The sequence below is a fragment of the Christensenella sp. KGMB01412 genome, from assembly GCF_055522415.1.
Window position 1 is genome coordinate 17,146 of sequence record NZ_JBVFVW010000005.1, and the last position, 15,176, is coordinate 32,321.

At 51.7% G+C, this 15,176-nt stretch carries 14 protein-coding genes; all 14 read right to left on the bottom strand.

The features are described from left to right. Positions 1-13: 13 nt before the first annotated feature. Positions 14-190 carry a HepT-like ribonuclease domain-containing protein gene (locus tag ACS5WU_RS09350; RefSeq protein ID WP_465089121.1) on the bottom strand — a complete coding sequence of 59 codons (177 nt, stop codon included), beginning with the start codon at positions 188-190 and terminating at the stop codon, positions 14-16. Between the two features lie 113 nt (positions 191-303). After that, positions 304-702 carry an RrF2 family transcriptional regulator gene (locus ACS5WU_RS09355; RefSeq protein WP_465089122.1) on the bottom strand — a complete coding sequence of 133 codons (399 nt, stop codon included), beginning with the start codon at positions 700-702 and terminating at the stop codon, positions 304-306. A gap of 23 nt (positions 703-725) precedes the next feature. After that, entirely contained in the window at positions 726-1,286 is a 561-nt protein-coding gene (locus ACS5WU_RS09360) for a hypothetical protein (RefSeq protein WP_465089123.1), read from the bottom strand. Positions 1,287-1,341: 55 nt separating this feature from the next. Continuing rightward, on the bottom strand, positions 1,342-2,136 hold the full coding sequence (locus ACS5WU_RS09365) for a C40 family peptidase (RefSeq protein WP_302760329.1): 795 nt from the start codon (positions 2,134-2,136) through the stop codon (positions 1,342-1,344). Between the two features lie 24 nt (positions 2,137-2,160). Further along, on the bottom strand, positions 2,161-2,703 hold the full coding sequence (locus ACS5WU_RS09370) for a DivIVA domain-containing protein (RefSeq protein ID WP_302760330.1): 543 nt from the start codon (positions 2,701-2,703) through the stop codon (positions 2,161-2,163). Further along, entirely contained in the window at positions 2,679-4,019 is a 1,341-nt protein-coding gene (locus tag ACS5WU_RS09375) for a hypothetical protein (protein WP_302760331.1), read from the bottom strand. The genes ACS5WU_RS09370 and ACS5WU_RS09375 overlap by 25 nt, the downstream gene beginning before the upstream one ends. Further along, the gene (locus ACS5WU_RS09380) at positions 4,016-5,809 is read right to left on the bottom strand and encodes a hypothetical protein (protein ID WP_465089124.1); all 1,794 of its coding nucleotides are present in this window, start codon (positions 5,807-5,809) and stop codon (positions 4,016-4,018) included. Before ACS5WU_RS09380 ends, ACS5WU_RS09375 begins: the two co-directional genes overlap by 4 nt. Before the next feature lie 30 nt (positions 5,810-5,839). Continuing rightward, positions 5,840-6,388, bottom strand: coding sequence for a hypothetical protein (locus ACS5WU_RS09385; protein WP_302760333.1), 549 nt, complete (start codon positions 6,386-6,388; stop codon positions 5,840-5,842). A gap of 15 nt (positions 6,389-6,403) precedes the next feature. Further along, entirely contained in the window at positions 6,404-6,934 is a 531-nt protein-coding gene (locus tag ACS5WU_RS09390; RefSeq protein WP_302760334.1) for a hypothetical protein, read from the bottom strand. A 133-nt stretch (positions 6,935-7,067) separates the two neighbouring features. Then, positions 7,068-7,700, bottom strand: coding sequence for a hypothetical protein (locus tag ACS5WU_RS09395; RefSeq protein WP_302760335.1), 633 nt, complete (start codon positions 7,698-7,700; stop codon positions 7,068-7,070). A gap of 104 nt (positions 7,701-7,804) precedes the next feature. Further along, positions 7,805-8,335 carry a hypothetical protein gene (locus tag ACS5WU_RS09400; RefSeq protein ID WP_302760336.1) on the bottom strand — a complete coding sequence of 177 codons (531 nt, stop codon included), beginning with the start codon at positions 8,333-8,335 and terminating at the stop codon, positions 7,805-7,807. A 13-nt stretch (positions 8,336-8,348) separates the two neighbouring features. Next, complete coding sequence (locus ACS5WU_RS09405) at positions 8,349-9,017, bottom strand: hypothetical protein (RefSeq protein WP_302760337.1); 669 nt, start codon at positions 9,015-9,017, stop codon at positions 8,349-8,351. A gap of 5 nt (positions 9,018-9,022) precedes the next feature. Then, positions 9,023-9,547 carry a hypothetical protein gene (locus tag ACS5WU_RS09410; RefSeq protein WP_465089125.1) on the bottom strand — a complete coding sequence of 175 codons (525 nt, stop codon included), beginning with the start codon at positions 9,545-9,547 and terminating at the stop codon, positions 9,023-9,025. Continuing rightward, positions 9,544-15,159: an alfin gene (locus ACS5WU_RS09415; protein ID WP_302760339.1), complete on the bottom strand. Its 5,616-nt coding sequence runs from the start codon at positions 15,157-15,159 to the stop codon at positions 9,544-9,546. The genes ACS5WU_RS09410 and ACS5WU_RS09415 overlap by 4 nt, the downstream gene beginning before the upstream one ends. Positions 15,160-15,176 lie beyond the last annotated feature (17 nt).

Here is a 15,176-nt window from a genome sequence, read left to right on the forward strand (position 1 = left end):
TACTACGGTATATTCATATTTTGAGATTATCCATTTCGTCTCGTAATGCTGGGATATCTTGCGTTATTGTCTCCCATAATACACCTACATCAATAGCGCCATAACGATGCGCCAATACATTCCTCATTCCACGAACCTTACGCCACGGAATCATTGTATGCGTTTCTCTATAAACTATATTTGTTGGCAATTTTACGATAATTACTTATGAATATTATAAAATCGTTTATCATTGATCAAAATATTTTCCGTATTTTGACCAACCGGCAACCCTCGTTGTATCCCGATATATAAATATGCCGATTATTTGCCCATAGCGTGTCCTTGGTAGATTTTTACCAGGGATGTTTCCTTCAGGCGTTCCGTTTCATTGGCAAAAAACTCATCCATGTATACCTTGAACGGATCGTTCTTCAGGAATTCCTTTCCTTCAATCATACGGATATTTTCAGACTCGAAGATATTGATCACATCATATACCGTTATACCCTCCGGTTTTTTCTTCAGGCGGTATCCGCCCTTGCATCCCTGCTCCGATTCAAGTAATCCTGCCCTCTTCATTTCGTTCATGACCTTCATACAATATTGGTAGGTGATCCCCGTCTCCTCTACGATTTCGCTCGCAGTGCTGAGCTTATTGCCTTTCAATATAATGTATTTCAATATCTGGGCGGCGTAAATCGTCGTTACTTTTATCTTCATCGCACCTGTTTCCTTTTTATACCTTAGTCGTCGATCCCCAACTTCAGTTCAAGTCCGTCTTCCGCATGGTCCAACCTGTCCTCTATCCCCTCTACCAGCCTTTCCATCTCCATATATGCTTCAATCGCAATATTCCCTTGTGTATACGCGCTTTCCAACTCCCATTCGATCCTGTCCAGTTGCTGTTCTGCTTCCTTCAGCTTTTGCCTGTTCTCCAGGTATAGATTCATCCGTTCCGCATAACCGCCAGCCGTTCCATCGTTCCCTACCTCTGCAATGACTGCATTTGCAGTTTGTTCTGCCTCTTTGATCCGTTCTTCAAAACCTGTGCCCGAAACCATCGTGCCTTCTTGCGGTTGCGCCTGAGTAGCTGTCGGCTCAGCCGCAGGTATGGATGTTCCTGCGGCTGACGTATTTGTTTGTTCCATCTCCCTTTCCCGCAGCTCTCCAACCTCCTGACGCAGTTCCCCGATCGCTTCCTCCAATTCGGATATATCCTGTTTCCCTACTGGTGCGCAGCCAAATGCCATAACAGCCAGAACTAATATCACCCCAACCAGTATCACATCTTTTACACGTTTCATATTTTCCCTCCACAAAACATACTTCGCGAAAACCGTTTGCTGCTGCCCCTGTTCTTTATCCATATATCTTTAGCCGCCCGAAGCCGTAAAAGTGTTCCGTCCAGTACGGTGTATCTACCCGGCTGTACCCGATCGGCTTCCCGCAGTGCAGCATATAGTTGTTCCCTACGTAGATCGCCACATGCGTCACCGGCCAGCTTGCCTCATACGTCCCCTGGAAAAATATGAGGTCCCCCGGTTTCGCCTCTTCCCGGGTTATCTTTTCGCATTCGTTATATATTCCCTGCGCGTTTGCCCGTCCCAGGTCATACAGCCCCGTCTGGTTGAATACCCAGCACACATACCCCGAGCAGTCAAACGAGGTCTCAGGCGTACTCCCGCCCCACACATATGGCATCCCGATATATTTCTTTGCCTCCGCCATCAGCTTCAGGTAACTCTCGTTGTTGTATACCTCGCCCGGGTATCCGTTTTCCCCGCCGTCTGTTATATGGCTTTCCGGCCGGTCGTCCCGCGCATATGTCGGCGCCGTCATAGAGATTTCATCACTGCGGATATATGCCATCGTTCCATCTTCCAGGCGTACAGCGTCAAAGCCGCCGTTCACATTGACTGCATATACCTCCAGTTCCTCCCCGATCCCGACTTCCTCAACCGTTTCGGCATCCTGCTCCGGTACACTGTACAGCACCGTATCGCACAATACGGTCCCAACCGTTTTCGGCTTCTTCTGCTGTTCCTGCGCTTCCGCCAGTGTCAGCGGCAGGTCGTACGCATACGCCCTTCCCGCCGCCAGCACCACAACAATGAGGAGAGCTATGAAAAAAACCGTTCCTTTCCTTCGCGTCATTCGATTTTGTCTCCGCACATCACTTTATTCTTCCCTGGTAAGCGGGCTGCGGAACCTCCGCAGTTGTTCCTCCGGTTCCTTTCTGCCCACCGCCTGCTTTTGTTCGTCCGCAGCGTTGTCAAACGGCCCAAGCTTTTCTTCCATCAGTTTTTTCTGCTCGTTCATAAAACCGTCAAGGCGTTCCCGGTATTCCCTGATCTGCTTTTCGCTTTTCTTTGTTTCCCTCCGGATATCCCGCAGCCGTATTTCGGCGCTCTCCACAATCAGGCGGGCATTTTCATTTGTTTCTTTCAAAATCTGCTGCGCCCGGCTTTCTGCCTCTTCTAATAACTTTTCCGCCTGCCGCCTGCCGGAGGCCGATACATTCTTCCCGCTGGGCAATCCCTGTTTTTCATCCTGAACATTCCTGCTTTTCAGGCCTTGTATTTCTTCCTCAAATTGCTCTATTGTATAAATCACGGCATCCAGGAATTCATCTACTTCGTCTGCATCATATCCTTTCATCCGCTTTTTGAACTCTTTCTCCAGAATCTCCTGTGCCGTCAGCTTCTTTTTAATCTGTTCCATTGGTTATCATCTCCTACCGGTCTATTCCCAAGCTCCTCGACATCCTTCAATAGCCTTGCTTTCTCTTCTTCCGTATATCCGTAATCTTTCAGCAGCAGTTGTTTGGCTTTGATATATGCCGCATCGTATTCCCCTGCCAGCTTCAGGCATTCCACCGTCCTCAGCTCCGCCGCGTTACGGATACTGCTGTCTGTACTTTCGCTTGCGCACTCATGGTACATCTTGGCCGCCATAATGTAATTCCCCTGCTCCATCAGCAGATATGCCTTTCTGAGTCCGTTTTGCAAATCATATCCGGCAGCAGGTATATTCCCATATCCCGCTGTATATCCATTGGTGTATCCCCTGGTAAATTCTATACCGTCCTTCCTGTATCCGAGCGCCTGTCCCCAATCCGCGGTCAATTCCTGCCTGCGATATCCCCGCTCCGCATTCTCCATTCCCCTTCTGGTTTGCAGTTCTTCGTACGCCTCCTGCCGCGCCCGCCGGCGCTCTTCTTCCTGCCGTTTGCTCCTCACACGCAATAAAACAAACACAATGGCCGCTGCCATTGCTGCGCCGCCGACTATCAGCCACAGGTACGGTATCTCAAGCCCTCCGATCACAAGACTGTCAAGGGCGCTTTTTTTCGGCTCTTCCGGTGCCAGTTCCGTCTCCAAAGACGTTGCCTGGGCCTTCGGCTCCATTGTTGCAGGCGCAGGCGTTACTGCCGGAGTCTGCTCCGGCGTTGCCATTGGCGTTGCAGATGCCTGCGGTACTCCCATCGCAAACGTCGCAAGCTGCTTTTCTGCCAAGCCTAACGCCTCTCCTTCCGCTGCATACAGCAGCGTCACTGTATAAACCTTTCCGCCGTATACAAGCGTCCAGAGCGTTTCCCGGTATCCGTCATAGTCTGTCCTGCTGCCTTCCACTGTGCTTGCATCTACGCCCCCCAGTGTATCTTCAGCTATTTCCCCAAACGTATATTGCCCGGCTTGTTCTTCTATCAAAGCCTCGATCCGTTGCGTGGCGGCCTCTGTTTCTGCCGTCCCCTCCGCAATATCTTCCGCTTCAATTTTCAGCGAGTATTGCAGGTTCCCTTCTCCCGTTTCTTCGTATACGCCGGTCAGCAGCAGGATTTCCGATTCCTGCTGTGCACTTTCCAGCATCTCCCCGCTCATGTTCGTATCGTCCGGCGTATAATAATATACCGTGTCTCCCTGTGGTATCTCTACCGAAAATGCCTCTCCTCTATATGTTTTTGCATAGGCTGCGCTACCCAGCAACAGGACTGCCGCCACCACAAACGCCGCCATCCACTTCTTTCGTTTCTTCACTCTATCGTGTACCGTTTTTCTTCCTGTTTTTTCTTTTTCTTCCGTACAATCAGGACTACCGCTATGATTACTGCTGCCGCAATGATAAATAGCCATGCCCAGCACGGCAATCCAAGAAACAGACATATTCCCATCGGGTGTCCGAACAGCGTTGTCATCAAGCAGATTGGCTTGCACTCTTCTGTGCCCTCAGCTTTAATCATTTCATCCCCTTGTCCAGCAATAACAATACTGCTGCCTTCATCCGTCTTTTCCCGGTAGCCTTCGCGCACCGCCACCACCTGTGCGTCCCCACCGTTTCTTGGTATTTCCACCTCAATAATGATACTAAATACGCCATCGCGCACTGTGATCCCGGTACCTTCATCCAGCAGGAGATTTGTCATACTGTCACGGTACAGGTCGAAATTCCTGCTGGCAAGCACCTTTCCCTGTTGCTTCACGTATACTGTATGCATACCCATTTCAACATCATGGATTTCTTCCCATCCTTGCTCATCCGTTCTTCCGTCCCTCACTGTGGAATGAAGCTCCAAATCCAGATTTGCCGCCGGTTCTCCGTCGTCGTACCTCACCCAAAATGCAATATCTACCGGCAGGCCCGCATACTTGTCCACATTCGCAGTGGACATAGGGCTTGTAGAGGCGTTCACAGACGCCGTTGGCGCCGGCCTTGCAGCTCCGCTGCCGCCACCGTTTTCCCCACCGATATGGCTCCCACCCGGATTTCTGCTTGGTACCGGCCCCGGCTGATCTGTTTGTCCCGGTTCCGGGGTATCTGTCGGCGCCGGTTCATCTGTTGGTTCTGGCTTCGGGGAATCTGTTGGTGTCGGCGTTGGTTCAGGTAGCACCTTTCTGAGCCTAATCGTCAACACATTGTTATCTGCCGGTATGCTTGCCGTTTCGCTGTACTGCACATAGCCCGGTGCCGTCACCGTTACCGGATATCCACCCGCATAAAGATCCAATATCTTGCCATGCCCATAGCTGTCCGTACGCACTGCCTGGCCACCCATATTGACTACCGCATCTTGTATCGGCACGCCGTTTTCGTCCAATACATACACATCCGTATCAAACTTCCGGCGCTGCATCACGATTTCTTCCGTATGGCTTGCTTCCGCGTTGTGGTCAATCTTCAACGTACAGGTATAATCTTCATGATACGGATGTGTCACATGCACCGCATACATCCCGTCCGCAAGCTCACAATTTGCGTGTCCCATACTGTCACAGGTATGCATATGCGCTGCACGCAGCACGGTATCTTGTATTTCTACCAACGCTCCTGCTACCGGCTGCCCAATCTCGTTTTTTACCACAAACAGGGTGGGCAGCTTGATCCGTTCAAGCTCTACCCGCACCTCCACAAGACCTTTCGTATAGGTCACAGGAATTTCGCCGCTGCTCTTGTATCCAACCGCGCTTACAATGAACAGGTAATCCCTTCCTTGGGTATACACAGGCTGCTCGCAAAAATATTGCCCATTCTCATTGGTTGCCGCTTTGGTCAGGTCAGGCTTATTCTCCGTCACGAGACGCTCCGAAAAGGTCGCTCCTTCGATCGGTTCCCCTGTTTCCTTATCTACAACTGTGAACAGGATACCGTTTCCTTTATTAGTCAGCTCTATTGTGACCGTACTGTCAAGATCATGCTCTTCCCCATACTGCGGATAATCCCCGCCCATATCCGTTGGCACTACCCCCGGCCCAATATCTACGGCAAGGCCTGTACCGCCGAGGCTAAAAACAACGCATATGATTAAGATGATGGCTACGCATTTCTTCATTCCTGTTACTTCCGTTCTCTTCCTTAGATATTAGTTTTTAACCAATATGTTGATACGCACGCCTGCCGTCCCGATCTCATTCTTGCTGTCCTGGTCATACGCCGTAAAGGTTGCTTTGCATGGATACTGCCCTGCCGGGAGGTTCTTGTCCAACTTCACATACTCCATGAAATATCCCGGATCGATCAGCCCGCTTTTGTAAATTTCCTCGCCATTGTCTTCGCGTGTTACCGTTACCGTCACCGCATAGCGGTTTGCCGGGATATTTTCGATGCGCATATTCCCTTCCGTATCTCCGCTTTCGTAAACAGGGTTTGGGTTGATCCCCACATTAAGCATCCCTTCCGCTACGATCGCGTTAAGACGCGCTTCCACATCTTCCTCGTCCATGCCCGGTATGATACCAAGTTCCGCGTTCTTTTCCGCCACCAGTGCCTGCTGCTGCTCTGCCGCATTGTTTTGCGGCTTGAACACAAGGATATATACCATAAGGGCTGCTACGATTGCGATCAGCAATATGATGATCACGATAAGGCCCTTCTTCTTTTTCTTTTCTTCCTGCTTTTTTCTCTCCGCCATCAAACTGTTCCCCTGTTAGTTGAGTATATTCAAAGTAACCTTGGCTGCTGCCGTACCAAGCTCGTCGTCCGTTTCCATATCTACTGCTGTGAATACCGCCGTGCAGGCGTATTGTCCCTGTGGCAATGCGGTACTCAGTTTTGCTTTTTCAATGTAGTATCCCGGATCGATCAGCTTACTTTCATAGACCACTTCCCCCGTGTCGTCACGCGTGATTGTAACTTGCGTACTGTAATGGTTTCCCGGGATGTTCTCGATGTTCAGCGTCCCTTCCACGTTTCCGTTTTCAAACACCGGCGACGGATTGATCGTGATATTCAGCATCCCCTCCGCCACTACCTGGTTGAGCGTCGCTTCAATATCTTCCGCACTTTTCCCCGGAAGTTGTCCCTGCAGGGCTGCACGGTCCCGTTCCTGCCGTGTTTGCGGCGTAAATGCTCCGCTAAAATACAGCGCCGCAACCACCGCAACTGCAGCAATCACAATAATCAGTATAATGATCCCCGTTTTCTTTTTCTTTTTTTCCTGTTTCACTCTTTGTGTCATAAACCATGCTCCTTTTGCCTCTTCGGGCCGGATTTGCACAAGGGACAGCTTACTCTCCCCTCTGCAAAACCGGCCCTGCCGGTCTTGCTTCCATCCAATCAGCGGATAGAATTGTCACTGAACTCGCTTTTTCTTATGCGTGTGCTGCAACCGTGAACTGTACCTTGAAGATGTCTGCCGCTACGCCATCCTGGAAATTCGTGTAGTCTGTGTTCGTGCCGCCAGCGGTAGCCAATACGGACAGGTTTGCCGTTGCGCCACCCTGGATGTTTTCATAGCCGCTCGCAATCGTATCCAGCTTTGACGTACCGCCCGTCGTTACGTCAAGATCGCCAAATGTGCCGCCGCACAGGCCCAGCTGAAGCTTGTAAGCGCCAGCCGTTGCTGCCGCCGGAGCCGCCTGAGACAGCGACCACTGTGTGCTGCCTGCTGCTACCGATGCCGTTACATCCGTAATGTCGATCGCGACCCCACTGCCATCGCCAAGATCCTTTGAATTGTTAATGATCGTGCAGTCTGTCGGTGCGAAGGTATTTACTTTGTTGTTCGTATTGTCTACCTGTACTGCCAGCGGGATCGTGATCGGCACTGTTGCCGAAATGCTGATCGGAGCCGTTTCCGACATCGCCAATGTGACGGTGGATTCCGCCGTGCCGGACTGCGCACCCTGTCCGATGTCCGGTTCAGCAGCCAACGCGATGCTGCCAAGAGAGAATACCATTACAGCGGCCATGGCCACTGCCACCAATGCTTTTGTTCTTTTCATTGTCTTTTCTCCTTTCGATCAGAACAAATATTTTTGTTGCCCTTAAATATTAAGGCTGTTTTATATATATATTAACGGTACGGGCCGTACCGTTAATATCCTGCTTAATTCAATACATGGATCGTGATTCGCGCTGCCGCGGTTCCCAGCTCCTCATATGTTTTCGGATCTACTGCCGTGAATACCGCCGTACACGGATATTCCCCTTTCGGAAGATCTACCGACAGCTTTGCGTTTTCAATGAACTGCTCCTGCTTGATCCCCTTGCTCTGGTATACCTCTTCCCCCGTATCGTCCCGCGTAATTTTCACCGTCATGTAATACGGGTTGTTCGGTACATTTTCAATCCGCAGGTTCCCTTCCGCTTCCCCATTTTCAAATACCGGGTTCGAATTGATCGAGATATTGAACATCCCATCGTCTACTACCTGATTTAAAAGTTCCTGAATATCTTCCTGTGATTTATCCTTGAAAAAACCGTCCTGCGCCATTTCGTCAATATCGAATCTGCCATATTCCTTATGCACAAGGTTCTGCCAGATGAAGTATCCGGCGACCGCTCCAATCGCTATGATGATCACCACCAATATGACGATCACTTTCCTGTTTTTCTTTTCTTCCTGCTGCCTTGCCATTTCCTCTCCTCCGTTATGCCCCCGCCTTCGAGACAAGGAACACTGTATCAAACACTACCTCTTCCCCCTTATGCGTACGCACAAGCGAATTTTCAAATTGTCCGTCAAATATGTATTCCGTCGCGCTTTCCGGCCCTATCATCCCCATATCTACCGGTGATGTACGGATTGTCGTCACATCCTGTGCCGGGAATTTGGTGATGCTGTTTCCCGTCGGCTGTATCTGCATGGCAACCTGGTGCTGTGTCAGCCGCGTCGCATCCCATTTGGCAAGCGTGACCTCACTCGTGCTGCCCGCCTGCCGGACAAACGACGTCATCGACACCTCCACCGAAGAATAAGCGCTGTTGTTGCGGACAGTTCCTATTGCTGAATAAAACTCTTTTTCCGCACCGTTATACATTGCCACCACCGATACATCAAGCGGCACCGTCACGTCTATTATGTCTTCCATGGGGACATTGAGATCCATCTCTCCGTCTCCATCAATATCTATTTCAGTATTTGCGTTACCCATATACCCATAGACCGGGGATTCATTTTTCATACGCTTATCCCCTTCGTCCGGCGCCTGTGTTGCTGTTTCTCCCGGCGGAGCGTCCACCCATGTTGGCGCGGCATAGGCTGTCGCGCCAAACAACAGCGCTCCCGCGAGGATCATTCCCATAACTGCTTTTTTCATTTTCTTTAACCTTCCACCGTGACCTTGACGACCGCCGCATTCTGCCCCATAAGTTCCTGCGTCTCCATGTCATACGCATAGATCATGGCAATCGCGTCATATTCGCCCGCCGCGAGGGGAACATCTAATCTGTCCCGCACGATACCGCTCCCCGGCGGCAGGATATCTGTCGCATAAATCTTTTCGTTTTCTTCTTCAAGGATCAGTTCTACCTTCATGCCATAGCGATTATGCGCCGGGCATTCGATCACCATTTCTCCCTCTGTCTGTGCATTCTCAAATATCATGTTGGAATTGATACGGAAGGAAAACATGCTCTCGTCTACCGCCTTTTGTAATTGCTCCCGCGCGTTATCCGGCGTAAGCTCCGCTGTATCCGTTGCCTTGTCGTCCACCACAAATGCCGCCCGCGCCTCCTGGCCCAAAACACCGGTGAAGAATAACAGCAGAAGTACTGCCGCAACTACTATGATGGCTGCTATGGCGATCATAAGCGGCCTCTTCGTTTGTTTCCTACGTTCCTTCCTCATCCCGTATAATCCTTCTCAAATAACAGCGTCATATTAAATTTGGCGCGCATTGCCTCGAGCGTCCGCAGTTCCATCAGGTCAAACTCCGGGATATCGCCTGCAAAGGTATATTTCCCGTTTTCGTTTGCTGCGCCCGCAGCCGTCTTTTTCGCAAGCTTTCCAAGCTCCACTGCGTTTTCTTCATCAAACGCCCCCGGCATCAGTGCTATCCGGGGCAATCCCGCAAACCCGCCGGCATCGTTTTCTATCCCGCTCAGGTACAGCGTCATCTGGTTCTTTCCAAGCTGTGTTCCCGGCGCAGCAAGCTCGAAGCCCTTACTGGAGTCATCCGCCTCGAAACCAACCAAGCTTACATTCAGCTTATTTGTCTCGCTGTTGTTGCGCACCGTGTACTCCGGCGCAAAGAACTTTTCTCCCGCAACATTCGGCAGGGCTGCAAACAGCATCTTTGTGGGCACGCTGACCGAGATCACGCCGCTCTGGTTCACCGCTTCCTTTTCTACCGCGTTTCCTGCATAGTCTTCCGCATAGATATAATGGATCGTATCCTCGATACTTCCATCGGTCAGGAAATAATAGTGGTTGCCGTCCGCGAAGGAAGTATCCTGCACTGCCGGAACATATGCGCCTCCCATTCCTTTTTTCCACTGCACGGTCGACGGATCCACTCCCGTCGCAGGCTCCGGCAGCCTTGGCGTATCTTCTACGGTAAACGCCACCTTCCAGCTTCCGTCTGCCTGCTGCTCATAGGTAATATTCGAGATATCCGGCGGAGTCGTATCAAAGAGCTGCGTTACTTCCACCGGCAGCGCCTCGCTTGCATTCCCGACCGCATCCACCGCATACACATAATATGTGCCAAGCTCTGTGATCTCGCCCGAGGTATATGCGCCGTCCTGCAAAGCCATCTCCTTTGCTTCGGAGCCATCTGCATTTGCAGACCAATACATGCTGCCCATACCGCTCTGCGCATCCTCTGCCATAGCCTGTATTCTGTTATTCCTCCCAAGCGCGGCATAGGTAATATCCGGCGGAGTGGTATCAATTTTGATTCCGACCGGTTTCATTGCAGTAAGGCCGCTTGTTTCGTCTGTTGCAGTCACATACCATATCCCGCCCGTTTTCACTTCTGCTGTGGAGTACGTCCCGTCCGCGTTTTCGGAAAGCGCATATTTCTCTCCGCTTCCGTCCGCGTTCTGCGAAATCTCCACCTTCTTCTGTATCGCCGTATCCGCGAACTTTACTTCAGCGGTTATGGTTTTTTCCGCATCTGCTCCCGTCCAGCCTTCCGGCTGTTGCGTGATTCTCATAATTTCCGGATTGCTTGGCAGCACAAGGTTTCCCATCTCGAACCGCAGTGGGCTACACGCATTTTGCCCTGTTTCGTTCTCATTCCATACGAATAGCAGGTAGTCCGGATCGCCGATAACGCTCTTGCCGTTCACCTTAGGCAGCACGAGGTTTTGCTCCCCGTCTGCCGACGAAATTTTCCCGATCCGCCCCGACCACTTCTCATGCGTCGTCTTGTTCACCAGCATCACGCTCATGTAGTTGTTTTCCCCATACGACGCGCCTTCATAGCGGATCACCATGCTTCCGTCCGAGGTCGCAGCTGCGGCTGTGGTTTTATCCGGCTGCAGCACTGCGTCCGTGCCATCCAGCCGGAACACGCGGTAGGTCTGCGCGTTTCCGATCTGCGCACCTGCGTTCCATATCCGCGTTTCATTTGCGCTATTGGATTTGAACGCGCCCATCGAACGTACCAACTTCGTATTTGCTTCCGGCGCTCCACCGCCATCCGCCGCGGGTACGAATAACGCCTGTGTATGGTCGAGATAAACCTCCGGGCGTATCCCATAGGTTCCCGTCACAACATAATTCTGCATCTGGCCGATCTGGTTGGCAGTCCACACGCGGCTTGTCGTCTTATATCCCGTACGCGTCCACCATGTAAGCCCCGTGGTCGGGGAACTGGTAAGGCCCGCATTACGGCTTGTATTGCCCTGCGGGAAATATGCCGTGTTTTCAAGCTCTGAACCAGTAGTATCCGTACCACTCGGCCCGTGATGCAGAGGAAACGCCGTTTGTCCTTCCGCCCCAACATCCGGCAGGTCGATCGTTTTTAGGCCGGGCGTATCCGCAACTGTGCCGGCAAACCGTTCCATTTCGGTCAGCAACAAACTTCCCGCATATGCTGTGCTCGTGCGATCATTGAATTTTGTTGTGCCAATCAGGTCTTCCGCGAGGTAAGCTCCCGGTTCCATCGTACGGAACAACGTATCGCCCATCCACACAAGCGCCTTGGTGCTGTCCATCTCCGCTGCGCTCACCGCGCCGCCCGGATAGTCCCCGCCTTGGTAATATGCGTCGATTCCACCGGTTCCCGATGGGCCAATGGGCGTTCCCCCGCCCGTAATGATCCCGTCTACCGTGACCGCTGCATTTTTACTGCGGTTTCCTGCTTTGTCGTAACAGAACACGTAATACGTCCCTGCCTGCGCAAGCGCCGGGGAATGGTATGTCCCGTCATCCTGCAAAGTAAGCGGCGTGCCGTCAGCCGCAGCTTCATCATTGTCTGTCAGCAGGTACACGCGCGACGAATCGATACCGCTTACAGGCTCACCACTCGGCCCGGCAGGATCGTTTGCCACAGCGACAATGATCTTGCTCTTTGCCGGATCCTCCGGGCTTTGCGATGCCGTTACGACCGGGGCAGTCTTGTCTGCATTGGTGACTGTAACCTCTGCCGCGGCACGGTTTCCTGCCTTGTCGTACGCGGTCACATAATATGTCTTGCCTTCTTCTACCTTCGCAGAGATGTATGTATCCGTATCTTCCTGCCTCGCCATTACCATTCCGGTTTCCGCATCCTTATCCTCGGATAGGTAAACCACGCCTACGCCTGACAGAGCATCCGTTACCGTGGCGCTGATGGTGCGATCCGCGTTCACCATTATGTTTGTGATGACAGGCGGCTCGCGGTCTATTCCGTCTACAGTAAACGCAGGTGATACCGATCTATTACCCGCCACGTCATAAGCAATTACATACCAGTCTCCGTTTTCTGTCAGCAAGGCGCTGTACAGGTTGCCGTCTGTTCCCTTTACAAGCGCAATGCCATCCTCCGTGTTTAGATCCTGCGTAAGGTAGGCGCGGCTCATTCCGCTCTTTTCATCGGTAATATCTACCGATACCCGGACGTTCATCCCATTGGCTTCCTGCTTCACTTCCCCTATTACCGGAGCCGCAAAATCTGTTTTAAATATGACGGGCAGGCTTGTCGCGGGATCGTTCCAGTTCCCCGCTTTATCTACCGCGCGCAGATAACCTGTCATATCTGCCGCCGGACTGTATTTTCCGGTATATCCCCCCTCCGGGCTTTTGGTTAACCCCGCAATAATATCTTCATTTGCCGTACTGTCCATGGTTTTCATCAGGTACACCTGGGCAATATCCGACATGATGTCCGTCTTTCCGCTGACAAGTCCTGTTTTCATCACATCTTCCACGCCTGCCGCCTCTACCTGCACAGTTTCAGCGCCAATATGCGCCCATTCCGGTATAACCGAGACAGAATCCTGCGCGCCCACGACAGGTGCCGTTGTATCGAACACCATTCCATCCGTTCCCAAATAGGTAACGTTTCCCGCATTGTCCGTCAGCCTGGCGTAGACGATATACCGATCCTCCGGCAGCAGTGTAAACGCAGCGTAATCCTTCCATGCCGAAGCATCCAGCGACGCTACCTGCTGGTGCGTCAGAGCGTCCGACGATATATAATATTGCGTCTGTTTCAACCCGCTCCCGCCCGTATCGCTGGCAGTGATAACGACCGGCTGCTGCTCATTAAAATATATGCCAAAGGTAACGGCGTTCACAAACGCACTCCATGGCGTATGCTCTCCCACCTTGATACTGCCCGTCGGCGCAGCGGTATCCCGTTTGGCGGTCACGTTTTTGACGGTGCTCAAATTCCCCGCCCCATCTTTTACGCGGATATAATAGGTGGTCTGCGCATCGGCGGGCGGCGTGACCGTCGCCGTTGCCGTCGCGCCGGCCAACGTCATTGCCGTGCCGCTTGTGGGACTGGACGACGATGTACTGTAAAACACCTGCGACACGCCGCTGCCTCCCGTATCCGCTATGTTTGGCACGGTAATCGTCCATGAGCTGCTGTTGCTCCACCCTGCGGGACTGATCGCCGGCGTGCCTGACGTCGGCGCAATCCGGTCGATGCCAGTGACCGCAACGGATGTCTGGCTACGGTTTCCCGCGTTATCATAGGCGATAATATAATAGGTTCCTGTCTCTGTCAGCGCACCCGACGTATACGTACTGCCCGACGCCGTCATCGCCGTGCCGCTCGTTGCGCCGCTCGTTTTGCTCCAGAAAACGCGGTTCACACCGCTTTGGCTGTCCGTTACTGTCGCACTGATCGTCTTGCTTGCCGCCCACCCGCTTGGATTTTGCTTTTGCCCGCTGATCGACGGGGAAGCCCGGTCGATATTATTGACCGTAACGGATGTCTGGCTGCGGTTTCCTGCGTTATCATAGGCGATAATATAATAGGTTCCTGTCTCTGTCAGCGCACCTGATGTATACGTACTGCCCGACGCCGTCATCGCCGTGCCGCTCGTTGCGCCGCTCGTTTTGCTCCAGAAAACGCGGTTCACACCGCTAGTGTCCGTCACAGTCGCGCTGATTGTCTTACTCTGCGCCCACCCGCTTGGATTCTGCTTTTGCCCGCTGATCGACGGTCCAGTAGAGTCTTTGGGGATATAAAGGGTTTTTTCATTCCCACGATTCGACGCACCATCCCTTGCCCAATATGTTATTGTTTTTCCAGCGACTTCATCCGCCTCAAAGTACAGATAGTATCCCGCCGAATCCTCAGACATCGACCATATATTGGGCTTGCCGCTTACAGTCAACTGTACGCCGCTTATACCTGATAGTGTGTCCCGAGAACCCGTTATTCTCAAAGTATATCTAGGATAAAACGTATTGTCGTATGTTGCCGTCATCGTCCCAGTAGTTGGCGGAGTCGTATCCCGTCTTGCTTCAGTAATCTTATAGCTGGAAGATACTCCCGATGCGGATACCGCTCTAACAAAATAATAGGTTACCTTATTGGCTGGAGGATCAATTAAAAATGAGAAAGTATAATTATTTTCTGTATCACCGAGCTTAACTTCCTTTGGATTATTGAAACTAGCTGTAGTGTCGTAGAGTATTGCCACCGCATTTTCCACTGTGCCTTTTAATCGAAAAGGTCCAGTACTATTGGTCCAGTTGGTTGTTGGTGAAACAGTTAGGGAAGTTACGGCCGCTCCCCCTGCCCTTGCCGCTTTTTTTTCCTCAATACCTTCCTCTAAATAAAATTCCGCTTCATCGGAATACACAGCCCGATTCTTGTTCAATTGTAATGGCAGCGCTTCGCTTATCTGCTCCGGCTGTTTCCGTGTCGTTTCTTCTCCTGTTTCCATTTGCATCGGAAGCTCCGCCGCATAGGAAACCGGAAGCACGCCCAGCATAAACGCAGCAAGGAGAACCATACTGACGATACGGATAAATTGACTTTTTTTTCCTTTCTCACTGTTTGCCTGTTTCATTCTGTTTCGATCCTGTT

Bases quoted from the DNA above. Each gene is read 5' to 3' on its own strand.
- ACS5WU_RS09355 (WP_465089122.1), bottom strand. From the start codon at position 702: ATGAAGATAAAAGTAACGACGATTTACGCCGCCCAGATATTGAAATAC.
- ACS5WU_RS09360 (WP_465089123.1), bottom strand. From the start codon at position 1,286: ATGAAACGTGTAAAAGATGTGATACTGGTTGGGGTGATATTAGTTCTG.
- ACS5WU_RS09365 (WP_302760329.1), bottom strand. From the start codon at position 2,136: ATGACGCGAAGGAAAGGAACGGTTTTTTTCATAGCTCTCCTCATTGTT.
- ACS5WU_RS09370 (WP_302760330.1), bottom strand. From the start codon at position 2,703: ATGGAACAGATTAAAAAGAAGCTGACGGCACAGGAGATTCTGGAGAAA.
- ACS5WU_RS09380 (WP_465089124.1), bottom strand. From the start codon at position 5,809: ATGAAGAAATGCGTAGCCATCATCTTAATCATATGCGTTGTTTTTAGC.
- ACS5WU_RS09385 (WP_302760333.1), bottom strand. From the start codon at position 6,388: ATGGCGGAGAGAAAAAAGCAGGAAGAAAAGAAAAAGAAGAAGGGCCTT.
- ACS5WU_RS09390 (WP_302760334.1), bottom strand. From the start codon at position 6,934: ATGACACAAAGAGTGAAACAGGAAAAAAAGAAAAAGAAAACGGGGATC.
- ACS5WU_RS09395 (WP_302760335.1), bottom strand. From the start codon at position 7,700: ATGAAAAGAACAAAAGCATTGGTGGCAGTGGCCATGGCCGCTGTAATG.
- ACS5WU_RS09400 (WP_302760336.1), bottom strand. From the start codon at position 8,335: ATGGCAAGGCAGCAGGAAGAAAAGAAAAACAGGAAAGTGATCGTCATA.
- ACS5WU_RS09405 (WP_302760337.1), bottom strand. From the start codon at position 9,017: ATGAAAAAAGCAGTTATGGGAATGATCCTCGCGGGAGCGCTGTTGTTT.
- ACS5WU_RS09410 (WP_465089125.1), bottom strand. From the start codon at position 9,547: ATGAGGAAGGAACGTAGGAAACAAACGAAGAGGCCGCTTATGATCGCC.
- ACS5WU_RS09415 (WP_302760339.1), bottom strand. From the start codon at position 15,159: ATGAAACAGGCAAACAGTGAGAAAGGAAAAAAAAGTCAATTTATCCGT.